The sequence below is a fragment of the Bacillus sp. B.PNR1 genome (genome assembly GCF_030386235.1).
In the GTDB taxonomy this organism is placed as follows: Bacteria; Bacillota; Bacilli; order Bacillales; family Bacillaceae; genus Bacillus; species Bacillus stercoris.
The window spans coordinates 65585-87052 of the sequence record NZ_JANYMN010000004.1 but is presented as its reverse complement, the minus strand read 5'-3'; the positions used below and the strand labels follow the sequence as shown (position 1 = coordinate 87052).

The window sequence follows — 21468 nt, the reverse complement described above, 5'->3', positions numbered from 1 at the left end:
GCCCCTCCTTTAACTGTATTGAAAGAATCCTTGTCCTGACTTTCTCCCTAACTTTCCTGCGTCTACCATTTTCACGAGCAGCGGACACGGCCTGAACTTTGAATCTTTGTAGCTTTCATATAGAACCAGCAAGGAGTTAAGGATCGTATCGAGACCTATTAAATCCGCAGTCGCGAGCGGACCCATTTTATGCCCGAACCCGCCGCGGAAAATTTTATCCACATTGGCTGGTGTCGCCACTTGATCTTGTACCGTCCAAATGCTTTCATTAATGGTCAGCATTAACACACGATTTGACACAAAGCCAGGCAAATCATGAACGACGACAGGGTTTTTGTCGAAAGATTTCAAAAACTCAACGGTTGCATTGACAGTCTCGTCAGAGGTGGCATCGCCCCGTATCACCTCTACAAGTTCTTTCAGAGGAACAGGATTCATAAAATGTGCTCCGATTACCTTTTCCGGACGATGCATCAGTGAACCGACCTTCGTAATTGAGATGCAGCTTGTATTGACAAGGTAGACGGCATCCTCTCGGCAGATATCCTTTAACTGTAAATACACTTGTTTTTTGATCTCCCAATCTTCTGTTACGTTTTCAATGATGATATCAGCCGGCTCTACATTGTGCGGCTCAGTTGTGAATTGAATGTTATCAAGCACATCTTCCAATGACATGCTGAATTTTTCTTTCCGCATCAGTTGAACAAGCCTAAATGTCTTTTTAATGTTTTCCTCTGCGGCTTTCAGTTTTTCATCACTGATATCCAGCAAAATCACTTGATACCCATTCGCAGATAAATCAAGAGCCATATCGGCCCCCATGACGCCTCCTCCGATAACACCGGCAGTTCTGAAATCCATTTCATACCACTCCTGTCTGATTCAAAATATGATTGATTTTAGCTGTCACTTCTTCTGTCTTCTGATTAATGAAAAAATGATCTCCTTCAAATTCGTAAAATCTGCATGTCTGATCGGTGTACTGACTCCAATCAGATAAATCAAACAGCACTGACGGCAGATCACGTTTGCCGTAAAAAACTGAAATATCGCAGGATAATGGAGCAACTGCTGTATTCCTGTATGTTTCCAGCAACTCAAAGTCAGCTCTTAAAATAGGAAGGAAAAAGTCAAGCACCTGCTCATTTTTGCTGAATTCTTCCGGTACACCCCCCATCTCAATAATCGCTTGTTTTAAAGCGGAATTTGAAAGCTGATGAAGCACTTTCTTTTCCGGGATATGAGGCGGGAAACGCCCGGAAAAAAACATATGGATCGGCTGTTTATTTTCCATGGTTAATTTCCTTTGCAATTCGTATGCAAGCAACGATCCCATGCTGTGCCCAAAAATGGCATAATCCGAATCACCCAAATGAGATTTTGCTTGCATAAACAGATCTTCCGTCACGGATTCTGCACGATTGAGCAATGGCTCAGACATTCTCGTTCCATGTCCCGGAAGCTCTAGGGCCACCAGTTCAACTGACGCATCAAGAAACCTTTTCCATCCGCTGAAGATGGTGCTCGAACCCCCGGCATACGGCAGACAGAATAATTTGATCATTTGACCCTCTCCTCTTTTCCTATATCCTTCAGGCATTCAATATGGGCTGCTTCAAGCTCCAGCACTTTTTTCAGTGAATCTTTGATCCGATCTTCATAACCAGAAGAAGATCCCCCCGAAAAATAAAGCTTAGCCGCAAGATGCCGCGCTGCTTCCCACTCATCAATAATGTCAGATGTCACAGCGGCAAGCTGTTGAAAATCCGGAAGAAATGCGAGGCGGTATTGCTCTGTTTTTTTCACATTTAAAATCCCATTAAATGAATGAAGGAGCTTTTCGCTGTCTCTTATGCTGTGAAATTGCTCAGTAAACCGGCTGAAGGACGCCAAACCGGATAACATCCGATCTACATGCCCGGTGATGTTATGAGCAAAGAAGGCAGCCGCATCCTTGAAAATGCTTTGCCCTGAGAGGTCCCTGCCCGGATCATAAGAAAAGGAGGCATATGAATGAAAAGCGGCAGGAGGCTGAAAATAACTGTGAAAGCCTTGATAGGCTTTGGCCAAATGCTGATATGAAATATTTCTGGCTTCATATGACAAGTTATCGGGATAACGGTTTTCAATGGCAAGAACAGACTGATCTACATCATGAAAGCCATAAATCAGTATGCTGTTCCGGTTATGCTTAGACATATATTCCTGTCTATAAGGCTGCGCATATGTATCCAACCAAATGATGACGGGTTTATGTTTAAGAACATCGCGTTTCACATCAGCTATGAGACTGCTGCTGACCGATTGCTTATCCGCGATGATTCCCTGCTGATTCATGACATACTCAGGATCATAAACTTCTGTCCGATCAACCATTGGATAACCGTCTTCATCCAATTGATACGAATACATGTCATTTAAAAGATAAGGATAGATTTCTTGCTGAAACGAGCGAACTACGGAAAAATAACAGTTAAAAAAACAGCTGCGATAAAATAGGTCGTTAAACGGCTGAATACCAAGGATGGATGTTTCACATTTCATGCGTCTCACTCCTTCTTGCGGCACGGTGATTGAAAAAACAAGCAGTTAAACCGAATAGACAGGAGGCAAGGAGCAGCAAACCATAAACCGCCGCCAAATAACGAAGAGATCCGGGCCCCCAAATAAATATCATGCTCCAAGGCAAGCCATTAAAGGCAAAGACTGAAATAAGCTTCGGCACCACTATTCCGGCTGCCAGCAACCCTCCCCAAAGCAGCGCCTTTATTCTTGTTCGCTGCTGAACGGGAACATTTTTCGATTTAACGTTTTTTAGAAAAATATAAACCCTCCACACCAGAACAATAAGCAATAAACTGAATAAAACCAGCAAGGCAGCCGCAGCTTTATCAATGACCTGAAACGGATCAGTGACAGAACCGTCCTGCTTTTGGTTTTGATCGGCAATCACTTGTAAAACAGAACGGGCGATTTTCTCAGGGTACGCGCTGTTCATATTGGCCAAAACCCCTACAGCCGCATTATCGTCAGGGCTGATGATAATAAACGAAGAAAAGTTCGGGTTGGAGCCGGCATGGAACAATTCTTTGACTCTGCCCTTTTTTTCAAAAATTGACCATCCCGCACCGTAATACACGCCAGGCTCGTCCGTTTTTACGCTTTTATCAGGCAGGTGGCTTTGCTCAATCAAACGGCTTATATCACCGTCACTGTGATTCAGCTGAGATCGAAGCCATTTGGATACATCCTCTGCGTTCGTGATAATATATCCGGCAGGCGTGTTTCCCCGATACTCAGGCGCGTCATAGGCTCTCGCCTTTAAAAATCCAATTTTAAAACCTGATGATACATCACCGTCATCACCAGCGTGCCGCCCAGCATACGTGTTTGACATATCTAACTGCTTAAAAACGTGCTCAGCCATATATTGCTCGTACGGCTGGCCTGATGCCTGTTCAATGATATATCCCAGTACATCATAATTGATTGTGGCATATTCAAATGTGCTTCCCGGCTTATGACTAAGTTCAACTCCCTTTAGCCCCTTCGCCGTTTTTTCCAAAGCATCTTCCTTAGAATCAATCTTGATATCCGCTATTGATAAAAATGGAATTCCGCTTGTATGATGCAGCAGCTGATGAACTGTGATATCTGTTTTCTTTCCGTTGTAAACTGCATAAAATCCGCTGATATACCGGCTGACAGGGTCATTTAGACTGATTGCCCCCGAATGGACAAGCTTAAGTACCCCCAGTGCAGTAAATGCTTTAGAGGTTGAGCCCAACTCAAACAATGTCGAGGCGGTTACAGGGCGGCTATGCCTGTCGCCGGCATAACCAAACCCCTTTTCGTAAACCGCAGCATTTCCTTTTACCACTGTCACTGAGATCCCCGGTATTCCGCTTTCCTTCATTTGCTTTTCGATCAGAGCGTCAATGCGCTTATCAACTGGCGTCTGAGCGCTTGCGTGTCCGCCGCTCCAGATTTGAACCGACAAGATACAAAGACAGAAAACCAGCCATACGTTTCTCATCATTTGAACAAGGAATCCAATTCTTCAATAGATAATGAGGCGGTTTCGAAATCTGATGGCGTATATTCGACCGACTCTTGTTTACAGCAATGTTCAGTCAGCTCTTCCAGCTGTACAGAAAATTCATCTAAAAGCTGTTCCATATCCTCTGTCTGATAAAGATTGCTGCAGATTAAATCCAACGTTAGCTGTCCGCCATAGATTCCCGCTGTCAAATCAAGACTGACCGTCAGATCATTTTCAGGCGATGACTCAGCGCCTGAATTTAAATAAGTCATGCGGTATTCTGATTTATCTGCTAAAAAACGGTCAACTTCTCCTAGATAATTAAAGCGCAGCTCAGGCTTCTTGTGATCCGGCATTCGTTTATTCAAATAAGTGAGAGCGCCGTAGCCAATCCCCTTATTGGGGATATTGCGCAGGTTTTCTTTCACTGAACGGATTTGCGCTGGCAGATCAGCCTCTGCCTGAAATACTGCGGGATACATTGCTGTAAACCACCCGAACGTCCTTGAAAAATCTAAGTCTTCCTTTAATGGCTCTCTTCCATGACCTTCTAACTCCAAAGAAATAACCTCTTTGCCTGTGCAATGATGGCAAGCCCGGATTAACGCAGTGATAATCAAATCATTTGTTTGGGTTTGATACGCCTCATTTGCTTCACTGAGCAGTTTTTGGGTCATCTGGCTTGTCAAAACCCGTTTCAGTTTTATGCTATTTTCAACTTTGGAATTTTCCGAACAAATCCCATAGAGCGGCTCAATTTTTTTCACTTTTTCATTCCAATAGCTGCATTCTTCCTCCGCTTCACGTGAATAAGCGTATTCATGGATCGAATGTGAAAATTCCTGATAAGAATGTGTCTTTAAAGGGAGTCTCTTCTCTTCCTTCTTATCTAATGAATCTAAAAGAGCAAGAAAATCATCAATCAGGATTTGCCATGATACACCGTCCGCGATTAAGTGGTGGGCTGTAAATAACAAATGCGTTTTTTCGTTTGCTTTGATCATGCCGGTTTTAAAAAGCACTCCATTGTATAAGTCCGTGCTTTTTCTCATTTCCTGCCCGATTACCGCTATTTGTTTGGTTTGCTCTTCCTCGGAAAAAGTAGACAGATCCCAGTATTCAATATAAGGTTCGATATCTGTATTGTGATAGACCAAGGCATTCGTCTCTTTTTCTACATTCATTCGCAAGCTGTCATGATGATTGATTAAAAGAGACAGAACCGTCTTAACGTCTTCAAGGTGAATCTCTTTTTCAGCAGTTAGCATTACCGATTGATGCCAGAAATGAGCGCATTTTAAATCCAAAGACCAGAACCATTGGGTAATCGGCGTGCCCATCACTCTGCCTTCAGCCTGCTGTTGAGAAATTGCAGGCGATTGTTTGCTGGTCACAGCACTGACAAGTTCTCTAAATACGGGATATGTCATAATATCCTGAGTCTTGATAAAAAGACCTTTTTCTTTCATTTTCGAAACGAATTGAATGGCTTTGATAGAATCTCCGCCAAGCTGATAAAAATGGTCCTCTGGGCAAATGTCTGTCTGGCCGAGAATCTCCTTCGCGGTTTCCAAAAGAACCGCCTCAGCTTCTTTCTGCTCTTCATTTAACAATCCGTAATCTGTCTGCTCTTGATAAAGTAAAGGATCAGGGAGCGCTTCTTTGTCTATTTTTCCATTTTGTGTAAGCGGAATATGATCCATCTTGATAAAGTAGGCCGGGACCATAAAAACGGGCAGTTTGCCAGAAAGCTTTTTCCTAAGCTCCAGCACTGGCACAGGTGCAGAGCTCACTACATATGCCGCCAATTGCTTTCCGCCCTGTGAATCATCAAAATCAATGACAACCGCTTCTTCTATTTCCGCGAGAGAAAGCAGGGCTAATTCAATTTCTCCCAGTTCTATACGGTAGCCTCTTAATTTGATTTGATGGTCTTTACGCCCTGCATATTCAAGCAATCCACTATTCGTTCTTTTCGCCAGATCTCCTGTCTTATACATTTTTCTGCCCTTTATGAAAGGGTTATCCAGAAAACGCTCGGTTTGCAAATCCGGACGCTTCCAATATCCTCTGGCGACATTATCGCCTGATATATACATTTCGCCTTGAGTTCCCGGCAATACCGGCTGCAGCTGTTCATCTAATAAATAAATTTCTGTATTCTGCAGCGGAACCCCAATTGGAACCGAGGCTTGCTGATCCTGTTCTCGGTCATACTTGTGGATCATACACCCAACGGTCGCTTCTGTCGGCCCGTATTCATTAAAGATCTCGATGCGGTGATCTGATACTTCTGTTATTTGGCGTGCTAAAGAAACAGACAGCTGCTCACCGCCAACAATCATTCTTTTAATAGAGGAATCTTTTAAGTTTGCATCTTTCAGCAACGCTAAATGCGCTGGTGTCAGCTTGATGACAGCTGTTTTCTTTTCTTTTACGATTTGATGAAGGATAAACTCCGGAATATCTTCTTGTCTGTAAATGACAATCCTATTTCCTGTCACTAATGGGGTGTAAATGGATGTAACGGTTAAATCGAAAGCTATGGATGAGTACAGCGCAAAGCTGTCCTCTTGGGAAGAAGTATAATTCTGAGAGGCTGATGTTATGTAGTTCACAAGGCTTTGATGTTCGATCATCACGCCTTTCGGCTGCCCTGTTGATCCAGAAGTGTAAATCATGTATGCGATGTCGGAAGGATCGTTCCTGATGTCTAACTGTCCCGTATCTAAATCGTTAAACATTGTGCAGTCAATACTGATTTTTTTTACGTGCCTTGGCAAACGGCAGTCTATTTTAAAAAGAGGGTCTGTAATCAAAAACGCCGCTTCACTATTTTCTAAAATATACTTGATTCGTTCCGCGGGATATTCGGGGTCGATCGGCACATAAGCGCCGCCTGCTTTTAAAATGCCCAGTAAAACAGCAATCAACTCCGGTGAGTGTTTCATGCTCACGGCAACAAAATCACCGCGGCTTATTCCTCTATGTATTAGGCAGCGGGCAAGTTGGTTGGAGCGTTCATCCAGTTCCTGATAAGTAACATGTCTGCCCCCATCCTCTATCGCTGTCCGAAACGGATGCTGTGAGGCTGTTGCTTGAATTAATTGATTGATTGTCTGTTCTTTCGAATAGTCGGCCTGCGTCTGATTCCACTTAAATATCTCGTCCCTTTTTTCTTGTTCAGTTAATATAGACAAATGTCTGAATTGAATATCTGGGTCCTCGATAAGCAATAAAATCAGGCGGAGTAAACGGTCTTTCAATTGCTGAATTTGCGTTTCGCTGTAATCCGCTACCTTGTAGTCGAACTGCAATTCGATTGCCCCGCCTTCGTCCCATTCTTTAACTGCAATTTGAAGGGAATAAGGCTGTGATCCGTTATATAATTCATCATATTCGACATGGCATCCATCTATATCAGAAGCAAGGTCGGTGTTGTATGAATTGATATACATTTGGAAGAGCTGGTCATATCCCTGTTTTGCCAGCTGTAATTCCTTTATCAGTTCGTCATAGGGGTACCGTTGGTGGAGAAAGTATTTCATATAGTCTGAATTGACTTCTTGTAAAAAATCTGAGAAACGCTGGTCAAGGTCTGTTTTCTTTCTGAACGGCATCGTACTGACAGTCATCCCCGCCGTGCTTTTTTCCTTCTTTCCAGACCTGTTTAGCACCGGCGTGCCGATTATCAAATCAGTCTCTCCCGTTGCTTTGCTTACATACCAAAACAGCGATGCGGTAAACAATGCGTTTAAAGAAGAGCCTTGCTTTTGAATAAATTCATAAACAGCAGCAGAATGTTCTTGGTCTAGTTTAAATCGTTTGCGTTTACCAGCAATGTTCGCTGAACTTTTTGACAAGAAGCTGTCCGGCAAATGAGAAAATTCTTCTTTCCAAAATGCGGCATCTTTTTGATATCGTGGCGAAGAAAGGTATTTTTTCTCTTTTTCTATGAGAATTGAATAGTCATCAGCGGCTTCTTCAGGCAGTTCTCCTTTTGCCAGAAGCATGTACAGATCCTTAATCTTATCAATGATGATTTTCATTGACCAGCCGTCAGCAACAATGTGATGGCATTTTATTAAATACCCGCATGTTGCTTCATCTGTTTGAAAAACATAAAATTGAACAAGCGCGCCATCAAACAAAGAGAAAGGGATTTTAAATTCCCGTTCGGCCCAATCTAGCATTCTTTCATATGGATGGTCGGTTGAAGTAAAATCGACTGATGGCACATGGGCCTGCACTTTTTCGTCTATGTATTGAAGAACTGATCCTTCCTGCTTTACGAGCCGTATTCTGAGGGATTCTGTCTGTCTGATGCAATGCTGAATGGCTTTTTTTAATGTCTCAAGATGAAGTTTTCCATTGATTTGGATAAGGCCACCAATATGATTAATAGCTGTTTCGGGGTATAAATTTTCGATATTTAAAACTCTTTTTTGATGATGAGAAAGAGGAAATAAATTCAAGTTACCACTCAACATTTCCACCTCTTTACAAATAGTATTTTACATCACCAATTTAATCACATAACAAATAATTTGTAAATATTTATAAAAGATTGTCTATATTTGTTCATTTTTTAGTTTTAAAGATAAAAGCGCTGAAACGGTAAAAATAATAAAATTTAAGAAAAATACATATTGGACACCCAGCCAATCAGTAAGACTGCTCATAATTAAGATCGATGCACCGTATACAAATGTACTTATTGTATGCTGAGCCGACAGTATTTTCGGAAGCAAAGTTTCATTTATGCTCTCCTGCACATAGGTTCTGATCGCAATTCCCCGGAGCTGAAATGACGGTCCTAAAATAAAGACAAAAAGCAGCGATGCCAACGCATACTTATTAAGCGCAAGGCATAGTGTGCAAGCGCCGATGGCAAGTGATGTCCATAAAATCATCGAGAACAGTTTTCCATTCATTATTTTTGAAAGTTTCCAAACGATTAAACCGCCTGTAATGGTGCCGGCGAAATAGCTTGCGTTAATAAACCCCCACCATGTTTCGCTTTTATGCAGCACTTCATCGACATAAACAAGGATAATGGCTCCTGTCCAAATACTTCTGCCGAACATGGATAAAAGCTCAAGAACAGTCAGCATTCTGATAACAGGCATGCGATAAATTGCTTTCCACCCGGAAGAAATTTTATCCATAAAGGACTCGGTTTCTTCCTTTTCTGCATCTCCTTTTCCCGCATCCTTGACAAAAAATAAAGAGACTGTAGAGGTGCCATAAAGGGCAAAAGTCAACAATAGCAGCAATTGCGGCCCGAGCCATTTGATCAAAATACCGCCGAGCATCCATCCAAGCAGGAGCACGATTTGGTCAGAGGTCAGCACCAAGCTGTTTGCTTTCAACAACATGGATTTTGGAACAAAGCGGGGAATCATTGAATTTCTGACTGGAATCGTTCCTCCGTCTAACAGCGACATTAAAAATACGATAAAGAAAAAAATAAAAATAGATTTAAAATCTATCATAAATATAAGAAGCAACAAAGATAACAGAATGGTTTGCGTTAACTGTAAAAAAATCAAAATGTGCTTTAGTCTGTATTTATGAATGAAAACAGGTATAAATACTGCGCTTAATGATTGACCCACGAACTGCATCATGGCTACCAGCGATGCCAAGAAGGCCGAGTCTGTAACTTGATACGTAAATAGAGTCAGAACCAGCACGTATAAAGAATCTCCTAAATTGGCAATTGACTGGCCCGCCCATATAAAATAAAAGGATTTATTTTTCATAATTTCAACCCTTTTCTATTTTTAGAACATCATAACATAAATAAACACCCTCTCCAATGCTACTTAGCCTTCAAAAAAAACGCAAAAAACCCCTGCGCCGCAGCGGCACAAGGGGTCATCCAATATTAGTCATAAATGTGAACAGTCGGCTCTTTATCTCCGGCATTGCGGATAATGACCGCTTCTTGTCCGTCTGAGGACGTGATATTGACTTCGACATCAATTGAGCCTTTAGAGTAGTAGTCCATCACTTCACCCGTTAGGAACTGGGTAAACGCGACAACTTCACTTTTTCCGTAGAATTGCATTGGTATGTCAATCTTTATTTTCTTCATTTCATCATTATCATACAGCGCTGTACCGACAACGCCTGTATAGTTCGGGAAATATTCTTCAATTGAATTTTTGAACCGCTTAAAGACCTCGGTGTCATCCGGGTACTTTTCTGCTGTGGTTGTATCCGCTGGATAGAATACGTATTTTTCATTGATGTCATCCCAATTTGAGATATCAGTAGAGCCTGCTTTGACCTCTGTTTTGGCGATGAAGTTCCCCGGCACAATCGATGTTTTCGACGCCTGCTTGTAGAGTGCGACTGTAATTGGCACATTCTTCAAGTTATCTTTTTTACGGAGGCGGTTAATAACCTCCTGTGCGATTTTTTCTCCTTGCTGGCGGAGCGTGCTGTCCTTAATCTCCACTTCTTTTTGCGGGTCGCCCGTTTTTTCACGATAGTAATACACTGAGTTTAACGCCAGTCCGATCATGACGCCGCCAAGCTGGATAGAATTCTTGTCTTTTCTGACTAAATAATCGTGCTCAAGCATGGATGCTAAATAAATCGGGCTGCTTTCGTTCTTTTCTTCTGTTGAACCAGAACTCGGGAGCGCCGGGTTCAAGCCTTCATTTTTGAAGTTCTTATCTTCTTTTTCGGCTTTTTTCAAATCAGAGCCCGTTTTTTTCCGGGCCAGCCAGCTTAATACTGTATCCTCATCTAAATATTGTCCTTCCTGGAACAGATAATCGTCAGTCGAGAAAGAATCTTGGGCAAGACGCATCAGCCCTGTTTCAAACTCGTCAATGTCCAGTCTCGTGTTCAGCTGTTCCGTTGTTAAGCCGCGCGCTTTGCCTGCCTTAAACGGCAGCACCATTTTGTAATAGGAGTCAGAGATATTATATTTCGGGACAATCGCTTTTTCTGACGATTTCGCCGTCTTTTGCGTAATCTCTTCCTCCTTCTCCCCCCCAAAACCTGACGAGCAGGCAGACAGCATTAATACTGCCGCCGTTGCCGCCAATGCCAACGTCTTTTTCAATAGAAAACACTCCTCTTATTTCTTTAGCTCTTCCATTAACTGTTCTTCATTCCACACTTCAATGTTCAGCTCTTGTGCTTTTGTCAGCTTGCTTCCCGCCGCTTCTCCGGCGATGACCAAGTCTGTGTTTTTGCTGACGCTTCCCGTCATTTTTCCGCCCAGCGCTTCGATTTGCGCTTTGGCTTCGTTTCTTGACAGCTCTTCCAGCTTTCCTGTCAGAACAATTGTTTTACCGGCAAAGTAAGAATCACTGTCCTCTGCCTTTACTTTTTTCGGGCCTTTGTAGAGCGTGTTTACGCCCAGCTCCTGAAGTTCATTCAAGAGTTCAAGCATTTCTTCTTTATGAAAATAGGTGATGACCGCGTCAGCCATTTTTTCACCGATTTCATCAACCGCGAGAAGTTCGTCTTTAGAGGCTTTTTTCAGGTTCTCCAAGCTTTCAAACTGCATGGCGAGCGTCTTTGCAGCCTTTGATCCGATAAAGCGGATGCCAAGCCCAAACAGCAGGCGCTCTAACGAATTTTCTTTTGATTTTTGGATGGAGCTGATCAGGTTTTCAGTGGACTTTTCACCCATGCGTTCGAGCTGGATGACTTGTTCCTTCGTCAGCTTATATAAATCTGCCACATTGCGGACAAGGTTTTCCTCAAACAGCTGTGTGATCACTCGTTCGCCGAGCCCGTCAATGTTCATGGCATTGCGGGAAACAAAATGGATCAGCCCTTCCCGGATTTGCGCCGGACATTCAGGGTTAATGCAGCGAAGCGCTACTTCTCCTTCGATTCGGACAAGTTCGCTCCCGCATTCAGGACATTCCGTCGGCATGCTGAATTCCTTTTCTTCTCCTGTGCGCTGTTCAACAAGGACGTTCACGACTTCCGGAATGATATCGCCCGCTTTTTTGATGACGACCTTATCCAAAATCCGAATGTCCTTCTCTTTAATTAAATCTTCGTTATGAAGGGATGCTCTTGAGACCGTTGTGCCGGCAACTTTTACCGGCTCAAGAATCGCGGTCGGCGTGATCACACCCGTTCTGCCGACATTTAATTCGATATCGAGAAGCTTCGTCACGACCTCTTCAGCAGGAAACTTATACGCGATGGCCCAGCGCGGGCTTTTCGCCGTAAAACCGAGCTCCTCCTGCTGATCGAGAGAATCGACTTTAATGACAATGCCGTCTATTTCGTACGGCAGGTCAGCGCGCTTCGCCTGAAGCTCATCGATCAGCGTAATGACTTCTTCTATGTCGCCGCATTTTTTTCGTTCCTGATTCGTTTTAAATCCGAGTTCGTCGAGAAAATCAAGCCCTTGGCTTTGCGTCTCCACACCCATCTCGTCAAGCTCCGCTATACTGTAGACGAAGATATCGAGGTTTCGTTTCGCTGCAATTTTCGGATCGAGCTGTCTAAGTGATCCTGCCGCGGCATTTCGCGGATTAGCGAACGGTTCTTCTTCATTTTTATTTCGTTCTTCATTGAGTGCTTCAAACGAACGCTTCGGCATATACGCCTCGCCGCGCACTTCGATCGACAGCTCACGGTTCATTTTGAGCGGGATATTGCGAATCGTCTTCAGATTCTCCGTAATGTCCTCTCCCGTCGTTCCGTCACCTCGGGTGGCTCCTCTGACAAAATAGCCGTCTTCATAACGGAGAGAAACAGCAAGACCGTCTATTTTCAGCTCCACATTATACGCCACATCGTCACCGACGGCTTGGCGCACACGGCGGTCGAAATCACGGAGATCATCAGCATTAAAGGCGTTGCCCAGACTGAGCATTGGTGTGCCGTGGGTGACCTTTTGAAACGCTTCAAGCACGGCTCCGCCGACGCGCTGCGTAGGAGAGTCAGGCGTTCTGAGGTCTGGATGCTCCTCCTCGATCGCAATCAGCTCCTGCATCAATCTGTCGTATTCGGCATCAGGGACGCTCGGTTCATCTAGGGTGTAATATTCATAGCTATACTTGTTGATGGTGCGGCGCAGTTCGTCTGCCCGCTGCTTGGCTGTTTCTTTGTCCATCTGCTTCTTCCTTTCCTCTTCAATTACTGCTTTTCAATAGGAGCAAATGCTGCTAACAGGCGTTTCACGCCGACAGGACTCGGGAAGGCAATATCGAGCTCCGTCCCTTCTCCTTCGCCTTTCACACTGACGACAGTTCCTGTTCCCCATTTTTTATGGCCCGCCTTATCTCCGACTGCCCAGTTCAAGGTGTCGCCGCCTGTTTTGCTGGCGTAGGATACCGGACGTGAAACAGGGCCGCGTCTCGGCTGCATTTTTCTTGCAGACGGCGCTCTCGTTTCTTTTTTCTCATTTAGGTTTTCCAATAAATCATCCGGTATTTCAGCAATAAAGCGAGATTCCGGGTTCATATTCGTTCGGCCAAACAAGGTGCGCATTTTGGCGTTGGTCAGATAGAGCTCCTGCTCCGCCCTTGTAATCCCAACGTAAGCAAGGCGGCGTTCTTCTTCCATTTCCGCTTCCTCCATTAATGAACGGCTGTGCGGGAAGACGCCTTCTTCAAGCCCCATCAAGAAAACAACCGGGAATTCAAGCCCTTTTGCGGCGTGCAGTGTCATCAAGGTGATTGCATCCTTGCCGCCTGACTCTTCCTCCTTCTGGTCGAGCTGATCGATATCTGCAATCAGCGCCAAGTCTGTCAGGAACGCAACGAGTGTCTTGTCCTCACTTTTCTGTTCAAAGTTTTTCGTAACAGACAGGAACTCGTCGATGTTTTCTAAACGGCTTTGGGCTTCGATCGATTTCTCAGCCTTCAGCATTTCTCTGTATTCGGTCTTATCAAGAATTTCTTCTGTCAGCTCCGTAATGGATAAGTAATCCTGCATATTGGTCAGGTTCTCAATCATCTGTCTGAAGCTGTCAAGCGCGTTGGCTGCTTTGGCACTGACGCCGATAAAATCAACCTGCTGAATCGCTTGGAAAAATGACAAACCGTTTATGGCCGCATACGAAGCGATTTTCTCAAGTGATGTCGCGCCAACTCCGCGCTTTGGCACATTGACAATACGCGTGAAACTGATATCGTCATCCGGATTGGATACGAGGCGCAGGTACGCAAGAATGTCTTTAATTTCTTTTCTGTCATAGAACTTTGTGCCGCCGACAATGTTATAGTTCAAGCCCGCTTTGAGAAGCGTTTCCTCAATCACACGGGACTGCGCGTTTGTCCGGTATAAAATGGCGATATCCGACAGCTTCCGCTTGCCTGAACTGTGAAGCTGATGAATTTTGCCGGCCACAAACTGTCCTTCACCGAACTCATTATCACCGCGATAATAAGAAATCTTGATGCCTTCATCGTTTTCCGTCCACAAATTTTTCGGTTTGCGGTTAGAGTTATTTTTGATGACCTCGTTAGCCGCGCGCAAAATCCGTTTCGTTGAACGATAGTTTTGTTCTAGCAAAATCACGCTTGCATTCGGATAATCTTTTTCAAATGAAAGAATGTTGGTGATATCCGCGCCGCGCCATCTGTAGATCGACTGATCAGAGTCCCCGACAACGCAAAGGTTCTGGAAACGCTCGGCAAGCTGCTTAACGAGCATGTATTGCGCCCTGTTCGTATCCTGATACTCATCAACGTGGATGTACTGGAATTTGCGCTGATAAAATTCAAGCACTTCAGGCACTCTGTCAAACAGTTTAATCGTCGTCATAATTAAATCGTCGAAATCGAGCGACTGGTTTTTCAAAAGCTTCTTCTGATAATCAGCATATACATCGCTGACCACCTGATCGTAATAGCCGCCGGCAACCTTAGAGAATTCCTCCGGTTCGGTTAATTCGTTTTTCGCACTGCTGATCGTGCCAAGGATGCTTCTCGGGTCAAATTTCTTCGGATCAAGATTGCGCTCCTTCAAAATCCCCTTGATCACTGAAAGCTGGTCCGCCGTATCAAGGATGGAGAAATTTCGGTTAATCCCAATCCGGTCGATATCTCTGCGCAAGATCCGCACGCACATGCTGTGGAATGTGGAAATCCAGATATCGTCCGCGCCGGGCCCGAGGATGCTTTCCACACGTTCTTTCATTTCGCGTGCCGCTTTATTGGTAAATGTGATCGCCAGAATGTTCCACGGCGCCACATGTTTTTCTGCCATTAAATAAGCAATTCTGTGTGTCAGGACACGCGTCTTTCCGCTTCCCGCTCCCGCCATCAGCAAAAGAGGCCCGTCCGTTGTTTTGACTGCTTCCTGCTGAACGGGATTTAAACCGCTTAGTAATTGATTGCTAATATAATTCAAAATTTGTTCACCCGCCTATACAAAACATATGTTCTATCATAAACCAAATCCGTACAATTTACTACTCGCCTTTCACAGCCGCTACTGTTTTCAAAGCCCTGTCGAAATCTTCATACACCGCATTACCTACAACGATCACGTCCGCATGCTCTGCATACTGTTTGGCCGTTTCTGCATCCTTGATGCCGCCGCCATAAAACAAGGTGGACGTTTCCAATACAGCCTTCGTTTTCTTGACAGCGTCTATGTCTCCAAGCATGCCGCTGTATTCTAAATAAAAAATCGGCAGCTGCAGCAGCTCTGACACACGCGCATAAGCGACAATATCGTCAGTACTCATTTCGGCATCCGCTTCAGTCAGTGCCGCCGCTTTGCAATCTGGATTTGCGATGCAGTAGCCTTCCGCCACGATTTCTTCCATAGACATCAGTTCTCCGTATTCCTTCATGGCTTTCTGGTGCATTCCGACAATCCAATCCGTGTTTTTGCTGTTTAATACACTCGGAATAAAATATAAGTCAAAGCCGGGAACGATCGCTTCAATTGCCGACACCTCAAGAACACACGGCACCAAAAACCGTCTGACCTTAGACATCATCCGCAGGACATTATCCTCTGTCACACCATCGCTTCCTCCGATAATGACCGCATCCGTTCCTGATTCGCAAAGGATCTCCAGCTGTTCGTCAGGCAAATCTTTATTTGGATCGAGTTTAAAGACATGCTTCCACTCTGTTACATCGTACACGTCATATGTTCCTCCATTCGTTTGTTACCATTTAAACATTATAACAAATTCACATAGCGCGTAAAAACGGAAAAAGCCGTTAATCTCGTTATTCACTGAAAAAGGTGTTTTGATTCTTTTTTCATAAAAAAGAGAGCAGGCGGACGTACCTGCGCAGTGAGTCTTATTTCTGCAAAAGCGCACATTTTTCACCAGATTCCCTCTGCTATTGTTTGGAAAGTGTTCAACTGTGGAAATGGTTACATAAAAAAGGGAGGCTGAGAGATGGAAACCATTATTATTGCACTCATCGCATTTATCATTGGGATCATCGCTATCCCGATCGTCTTATTTGCCTGGATCTACATAAAGGATGAAAAACAGCAGGAGCACTCAATTCTTCGCAACTATCCCGTCATCGGAAGGTTTCGGTATATCCTTGAAAAAATCGGGCCGGAGCTCAGACAGTATTTATATAGCAATGACAATGAAGAGCAGCCTTTTTCACGAAAGGAATATGAGCAAACGGTTATCTCTGGCAAATACAAAAGCAGAATGATGGGCTTTGGATCTGTAAGAGATTTTGATAAACCCGGCTATTATATCCGTAACGCTATGTTTCCAAAACAAAGGGAAGAAATGCACGTAAATCAAACGCCAAAAATTGAAACCCAAATTTATAAAATGGATGCAAACAATCTCTTCAAACGCAAGGAACACGCCGAACGCATTAAGACAGATCCGTATTTTCTTCATCCTGATGATGTGCAGGTGATTGGCGAGCATACATGCGAGAAGCCATTTCACGTGAAGGGATTAGTCGGCCAGTCTGCAATGAGCTACGGCTCCCTCGGAGAACGGGCAATTACGGCGCTCTCAAAAGGGCTCCATCAGGCAGGCGGCACTTGGATGAATACAGGTGAGGGAGGATTGTCTGAGTATCACTTAAAGGGCGGCGCCGATATCATTTGCCAAATCGGACCGGGCCTATTCGGCGTGCGCAAAAGAAATGGGGAATTTTCATGGGAGGAATTTAAAAGAAAAAGCAGAATTGACCAGATTAAAGCGTTTGAGCTAAAGCTGGCACAAGGAGCAAAAACCCGGGGCGGCCACGTGGACGGCGCCAAAGTATCAGAGGAAGTGGCAGACATTCGGAATGTCGAGCCAGGAAAGTCGATTGACAGCCCGAACCGCTTTTATGAATTCTCAAACCCTCCTGAAATGCTCGACTTTATTGAAAAACTTAGGGATGTCGGGCAAAAGCCAGTCGGCATCAAACTGGTCGCAGGGCATCCTGAAGAATTGCATGAGCTTTTCTCTTATATGCAGAAAAGCGGAAAGCATCCGGATTTTATCACGATCGACGGAAGTGAAGGCGGTACCGGAGCTTCCTTTTACGAGCTCGCGGATACAGTCGGCCTTCCGATTATGACAGCGCTCCCTATTGTTGACACGCTTCTTAGACAGTACGGGTTGCGCAGACAGCTGAAAATCTTTGCTTCCGGAAAGCTCCTGACTCCTGATAAAATCGCGGTCGCCTTAGCTCTCGGCGCTGACTTTGTCAACATCGCACGCGGCATGATGTTTTCGGTTGGCTGCATACGCGCTCTCGTTTGCCACAACAACACCTGTCCAGCAGGCGTGGCGACGACAGATCCAAAATTGCAAAAAGCATTGAGCATTGAGGAAAAACAGCACCGTGTCTGCAACTATGTTATTTCACTGCGCGAGGGGCTGTTTAACCTTGCAGCCGCATCAGGAATCAATTCGCCGGTTCACTTTTCCAAGGAGCATGTTGTCTATCGAAAAGAGGATGGCAGCATTGTCGATATCGACAACCTGATCCATCAATTTGTTTCATAAAGAAACCGCCCTTGCCAAACGGCAGGGCGGTTCTTTGTTATTTAGAAGAAGACTCAGTTTCCGTCTCCTTCACACGGTCAAGCGCCATTTCATAAGCGTCATTTCCGTAATTTAAGCAGCGTTTCACACGGGAAATCGTAGCCGTGGAAGCGCCTGTTTCTGTTTCAATCTTATGATACGTGTTTCCTTCGCGAAGCATGCGTGCCACTTCAAGGCGCTGAGCCAGCGATTGAATTTCGTTAATTGTGCATAGATCATCGAAGAATCGGTAACATTCCTCCAGGTCTTTCAGCGATAAGATCGAGTTAAATAACTGGTCCAGCTCTTTGCCGCGTAATTTATCGATTTGCATCGTTACACACCTTCTCCTTTACTAATGGAAGCCGCATCAAGATCAGGTACGATATTGATCCAAGTCTTTCCTGGCACAAACGGAAGCCACTTGCCGTCTATTATCGGCACAATTCTGCCATTCACTTGTTTCCAGTCTGTTTCAATGACGTTTCCGTGCTGAAACAACAGACCTTTCCCCCCTGATTCCAAGTCGATGTCCCGCCTTCCATCTTGATCAATAATATGATGGCTGGCTTCAACAATGAAAATATTTTGCATTGCAACCGGCTTTCCGGTTTCCCGGTCTGTCGTTATGACACCATCAGAGCTTCTTGTATAAGATTCAGCTTTTTTATCATAGTTGTATTCGACAAGATTTGTAACGTTTTTTGTTCCATAATCTACCCGAACATTGTAAGATTCATTTGCAGGTTTTGCTTCTGATGTTTGAAACAGCAGCGGATTTGTTTCCCGCTTCAGCTCATATCCCTTTTGTTCCGCCGCCTTTTTTATGTAATCATAAGATGTGTAGGAATTATGGGGCGGTTTGCTGAAATCAGCTCTCCAAAATAAGCTTCCGTCAAAATCCAATCCGTTTATATAATCGGCAGCTCCGGATTCTAGCTGCTCTTTGGCGCCGGGACTCCAGCCGTGATGGACAAATATGCTGTCAAAGCCATTGCTGAGAGTGACGAAATATTCCCGCGCGCTCCGCACAGGTCCGACAGTTTCAGGCATCTGGCTTTGGAAAATAGCCAGAAATCGTGTGATCTGCCCTTCTGCAAGCGCTTCTATGACAATGTCGGCTTTAGACAGTCCAGACTGCGGCCTCGCCTTCGGATGATTGTTCACCACAACAGCAACAGGCCGGCGTTCAGTCACCTTCTGTTCAATCTCCAGTCCAGTCAAAGGAGCTTTCGGCTTCTTTGCGGAATCCGGGACAGCGTCCTTCTGCTGGCAGGATACAAGCAGAAAAAACACGAAACACAGCACGCAAACTGTCATCCATTTTTTCATATGTCGGCTCCCCGCTCTTTTATATTTTAACGCATTATCGATGGAAAGAGTACAGTTTTTTTCATGACGTCGAAGATTCCTCTCGGCGTAATGCGTATATACGGAAGGTGCGTACTTTGCAAAAAGAGCAGCGTATAGACGGGATCACTAAATTTGTAGCCTCTTTCTGTCAAAAGATCTCTCAGCTTCTGTTCCTTCTCAAGCACGACTTCATATGCTTCTGAAGAGGCGCAGCCGCACAGCGAAAGCGGAATTTCATACAGAATGTTCCCGTTTTCCGCCAGAACGATTCCTCCCCCGATCTCTTTCATGCGGGCGAATGCGAGCAGCATATCCGCTTTATTTTTACCAATCGCGACAATATCGCCAGTCGTCGTAAAGGAGCTAACAAATCCCTGCACGTTTGAGGCAAAGCCTTTTATCATTGTGTTGACGCGCCATTTTCCATGTTTATCAAGCATTGTCAAATAACTTTCATCATGGTCAAATGAGAGCTGTTCCATCGAATTGTCGATCTCAATCATATACGGCTCCATAATGACCGCATTCCGCATTTTCACGCCCATCGGCATGGAAAACTGCAAATCATCCATCGTCATATCATATGAAAGCTCAAGCGGGACAAGACCGCCTTTGTTCCAGTCCATATTTGTAAACGCCTTCAAATCACAGCCGTCTTCTCTCAGGATGGTCCCTTTTGACAGAACAGTCACGGGATTTGGATTTAGCGGGTCTTCCAGTATGTTCAGCGAAGCCAGTCTGCCAGGTCCGACAACTCCTAAATAATCATCCATTTGGTAATACTTCGCAATATTAAATGATGCCATATTGTAGGCGTCAATTGCAGGTACGCCTTCTTCTAACGCAATGCGGATCAGCTCGTTTGTCATGCCGCCTTTATAGAAATTCGGCGTCGCGCCGTCTGTCGTGTAAAAGAAGTGGTCATAATAGCGGAAGCCCTTCTCATGCAGCTCCTGCAAGATTTTTCTTACATCAGGGCGAATGGAAGAGTTCCGAAGTGAAACATAATAGCCCAGTTCCAGCCTTCTCATCACTTCTTCACCTGTCATCGCTTCATGATCGCAATCCGCTCCGAACAGCTTCATTTTTGTAAGCGTTTTATCAGAAGCGCCGGGAAAATGCCCTTCAATGCGTTTTCTTTGTTTCTTTGTAGCTTGCATGCAGTGGAGCATTAAATCATCACCATCTACAAGGCGAGGCCATCCGGTCATTTCTCCGCCTTGAATCACATCCGGATGTTCAATCCACTGTTTTCTGACATCAAACGGAAGAACGTGGTCCTCGTTCAAAACCTCTGTCTGGAGGTCATAGCGTGACCACCAGAAATACTGGACAGGCTGCTTTTTGAGTTCATTCAAAATCGTAAGCGCTTTCTTTTTTCCGCTTTGCAAAAGCAAAAATAAATTATCATTCACAAATGTCGTGGTTCCGTATTGAGACACATATTCCGCCAGTGTTTGGGGATTATATATTTGAAAAGGATGTGCGTGCGGTTCAATATAACCTGGCACAATGTATTTTCCTTCACAATCAATCGTATGAATTTTTTCGGCTCTATTCGGAAGTTCATGACCCACATAAACAATGCGGTCCTGATAAATCCAAATGTTTTTTTTCAGCCATTGTTTTACATATGGATTTAAGACGAGAGCATTCCGTAAAAGGAGCGTTGGAAGCAGCTTTGAGTCTACAACATCAACCTGTGCCCTGATGTCTTTGTTTTTCCAGTTAAAGGTGCGTTCGGACATTCACATACTCTCCTTTATATGTATTAGACTCATGGTATCACATCCTTCCTCATCACGCACGATAAAAACGTTACAAATTTTTGAAGGTTCAATTAAAAAACTTTTTCAAGTAAAAAGGAGCGGATTTCCATGAAGCCAAACATCAGTCTCATCAATGCCGTCTTCAGAATCGCCTGCGGATTGACGATTATGTCAGCCGCGAGCGCAAAGTTTACGAAAAAACCTTGGTGCAGAATGCATCTCTTTTACATCTTTATGGGGGCCATGAAAGCGGGTTCGGGAATCCTGCGATTCTGTCCTGTGACCTACATGTTTCAAAACAGCGATTCTGGATATAACGGCCAGCAAAACGGATAAATGAAAAAGCT

Annotated in this window: 15 protein-coding genes; 2 read left to right on the top strand and 13 right to left on the bottom strand. The window is 44.4% G+C overall.

Annotated features, from left to right (window positions below):
- Nucleotides 1-9 precede the first annotated feature (9 nt).
- The 10 genes from NZD81_RS19340 to pcrB all read right to left on the bottom strand — a co-directional run bounded on the left by NZD81_RS19340 (nt 10) and on the right by pcrB (nt 16139).
- Complete coding sequence (locus NZD81_RS19340; RefSeq protein ID WP_014663083.1) at nt 10-864, bottom strand: 3-hydroxyacyl-CoA dehydrogenase family protein; 855 nt, start codon at nt 862-864, stop codon at nt 10-12.
- Nucleotide 865: 1 nt separating this feature from the next.
- Nucleotides 866-1567, bottom strand: coding sequence for a thioesterase II family protein (locus NZD81_RS19335; RefSeq protein ID WP_014663082.1), 702 nt, complete (start codon nt 1565-1567; stop codon nt 866-868).
- Nucleotides 1564-2547, bottom strand: a complete 984-nt coding sequence (locus NZD81_RS19330; RefSeq protein ID WP_014663081.1) for a cysteine peptidase family C39 domain-containing protein — start codon at nt 2545-2547, stop codon at nt 1564-1566. Before NZD81_RS19330 ends, NZD81_RS19335 begins: the two co-directional genes overlap by 4 nt.
- Nucleotides 2537-4042: a serine hydrolase domain-containing protein gene (locus NZD81_RS19325; RefSeq protein WP_071581606.1), complete on the bottom strand. Its 1506-nt coding sequence runs from the start codon at nt 4040-4042 to the stop codon at nt 2537-2539. Before NZD81_RS19325 ends, NZD81_RS19330 begins: the two co-directional genes overlap by 11 nt.
- On the bottom strand, nt 4039-8535 hold the full coding sequence (locus NZD81_RS19320; RefSeq protein WP_289861065.1) for an amino acid adenylation domain-containing protein: 4497 nt from the start codon (nt 8533-8535) through the stop codon (nt 4039-4041). Before NZD81_RS19320 ends, NZD81_RS19325 begins: the two co-directional genes overlap by 4 nt.
- An 81-nt stretch (nt 8536-8616) precedes the next feature.
- Nucleotides 8617-9810 carry an MFS transporter gene (locus NZD81_RS19315; protein WP_014663078.1) on the bottom strand — a complete coding sequence of 398 codons (1194 nt, stop codon included), beginning with the start codon at nt 9808-9810 and terminating at the stop codon, nt 8617-8619.
- A 125-nt stretch (nt 9811-9935) separates the two neighbouring features.
- The gene (locus NZD81_RS19310; RefSeq protein ID WP_014663077.1) at nt 9936-11126 is read right to left on the bottom strand and encodes a CamS family sex pheromone protein; all 1191 of its coding nucleotides are present in this window, start codon (nt 11124-11126) and stop codon (nt 9936-9938) included.
- Between the two features lie 15 nt (nt 11127-11141).
- Nucleotides 11142-13148: an NAD-dependent DNA ligase LigA gene (gene ligA / locus NZD81_RS19305; protein WP_289861063.1), complete on the bottom strand. Its 2007-nt coding sequence runs from the start codon at nt 13146-13148 to the stop codon at nt 11142-11144.
- A gap of 23 nt (nt 13149-13171) precedes the next feature.
- Nucleotides 13172-15391: a DNA helicase PcrA gene (gene pcrA / locus NZD81_RS19300; protein WP_040083947.1), complete on the bottom strand. Its 2220-nt coding sequence runs from the start codon at nt 15389-15391 to the stop codon at nt 13172-13174.
- 61 nt (nt 15392-15452) lie between these two features.
- Entirely contained in the window at nt 15453-16139 is a 687-nt protein-coding gene (gene pcrB / locus NZD81_RS19295; protein WP_014663074.1) for a heptaprenylglyceryl phosphate synthase, read from the bottom strand.
- Between the two features lie 264 nt (nt 16140-16403).
- Here pcrB and NZD81_RS19290 point away from each other — a divergent pair, with 264 nt between their 5' ends.
- Entirely contained in the window at nt 16404-17981 is a 1578-nt protein-coding gene (locus tag NZD81_RS19290) for an FMN-binding glutamate synthase family protein (RefSeq protein WP_289861062.1), read from the top strand.
- Nucleotides 17982-18018: 37 nt separating this feature from the next.
- Here the strand turns inward: NZD81_RS19290 and NZD81_RS19285 are convergent, their stop codons facing one another.
- Genes NZD81_RS19285 through NZD81_RS19275 form a run of 3 tightly spaced genes read right to left on the bottom strand, consistent with a single transcriptional unit; the run spans nt 18019 to nt 21100 of the window.
- Nucleotides 18019-18333 (bottom strand): YerC/YecD family TrpR-related protein, encoded by a 315-nt coding sequence (locus NZD81_RS19285; RefSeq protein WP_003219429.1) that lies wholly within the window; start codon nt 18331-18333, stop codon nt 18019-18021.
- Between the two features lie 2 nt (nt 18334-18335).
- A complete protein-coding gene (locus NZD81_RS19280) occupies nt 18336-19331 on the bottom strand; it encodes a DUF3048 domain-containing protein (protein ID WP_286315328.1) in 996 nt (331 codons plus the stop codon).
- A 26-nt stretch (nt 19332-19357) separates the two neighbouring features.
- Nucleotides 19358-21100 carry an adenine deaminase gene (locus NZD81_RS19275; RefSeq protein ID WP_289861061.1) on the bottom strand — a complete coding sequence of 581 codons (1743 nt, stop codon included), beginning with the start codon at nt 21098-21100 and terminating at the stop codon, nt 19358-19360.
- 129 nt (nt 21101-21229) lie between these two features.
- On the opposite strand from NZD81_RS19275, the gene NZD81_RS19270 reads away from it, so the two are divergent.
- Nucleotides 21230-21457 carry a YgaP family membrane protein gene (locus NZD81_RS19270; RefSeq protein WP_289861060.1) on the top strand — a complete coding sequence of 76 codons (228 nt, stop codon included), beginning with the start codon at nt 21230-21232 and terminating at the stop codon, nt 21455-21457.
- Nucleotides 21458-21468: the final 11 nt, after the last annotated feature.

Excerpts from the sequence above, each read along its gene's own strand:
- NZD81_RS19315 (WP_014663078.1), bottom strand. The coding sequence starts at position 9,810 with ATGAAAAATAAATCCTTTTATTTTATATGGGCGGGCCAGTCAATTGCC.
- NZD81_RS19270 (WP_289861060.1), top strand. The coding sequence starts at position 21,230 with ATGAAGCCAAACATCAGTCTCATCAATGCCGTCTTCAGAATCGCCTGC.
- NZD81_RS19320 (WP_289861065.1), bottom strand. The coding sequence starts at position 8,535 with ATGTTGAGTGGTAACTTGAATTTATTTCCTCTTTCTCATCATCAAAAA.
- NZD81_RS19340 (WP_014663083.1), bottom strand. The coding sequence starts at position 864 with ATGGATTTCAGAACTGCCGGTGTTATCGGAGGAGGCGTCATGGGGGCC.
- NZD81_RS19330 (WP_014663081.1), bottom strand. The coding sequence starts at position 2,547 with ATGAAATGTGAAACATCCATCCTTGGTATTCAGCCGTTTAACGACCTA.
- NZD81_RS19325 (WP_071581606.1), bottom strand. The coding sequence starts at position 4,042 with ATGATGAGAAACGTATGGCTGGTTTTCTGTCTTTGTATCTTGTCGGTT.
- NZD81_RS19280 (WP_286315328.1), bottom strand. The coding sequence starts at position 19,331 with ATGAAAAAATGGATGACAGTTTGCGTGCTGTGTTTCGTGTTTTTTCTG.
- NZD81_RS19275 (WP_289861061.1), bottom strand. The coding sequence starts at position 21,100 with ATGTCCGAACGCACCTTTAACTGGAAAAACAAAGACATCAGGGCACAG.
- NZD81_RS19335 (WP_014663082.1), bottom strand. The coding sequence starts at position 1,567 with ATGATCAAATTATTCTGTCTGCCGTATGCCGGGGGTTCGAGCACCATC.
- NZD81_RS19290 (WP_289861062.1), top strand. The coding sequence starts at position 16,404 with ATGGAAACCATTATTATTGCACTCATCGCATTTATCATTGGGATCATC.
- ligA (WP_289861063.1), bottom strand. The coding sequence starts at position 13,148 with ATGGACAAAGAAACAGCCAAGCAGCGGGCAGACGAACTGCGCCGCACC.
- NZD81_RS19285 (WP_003219429.1), bottom strand. The coding sequence starts at position 18,333 with ATGCAAATCGATAAATTACGCGGCAAAGAGCTGGACCAGTTATTTAAC.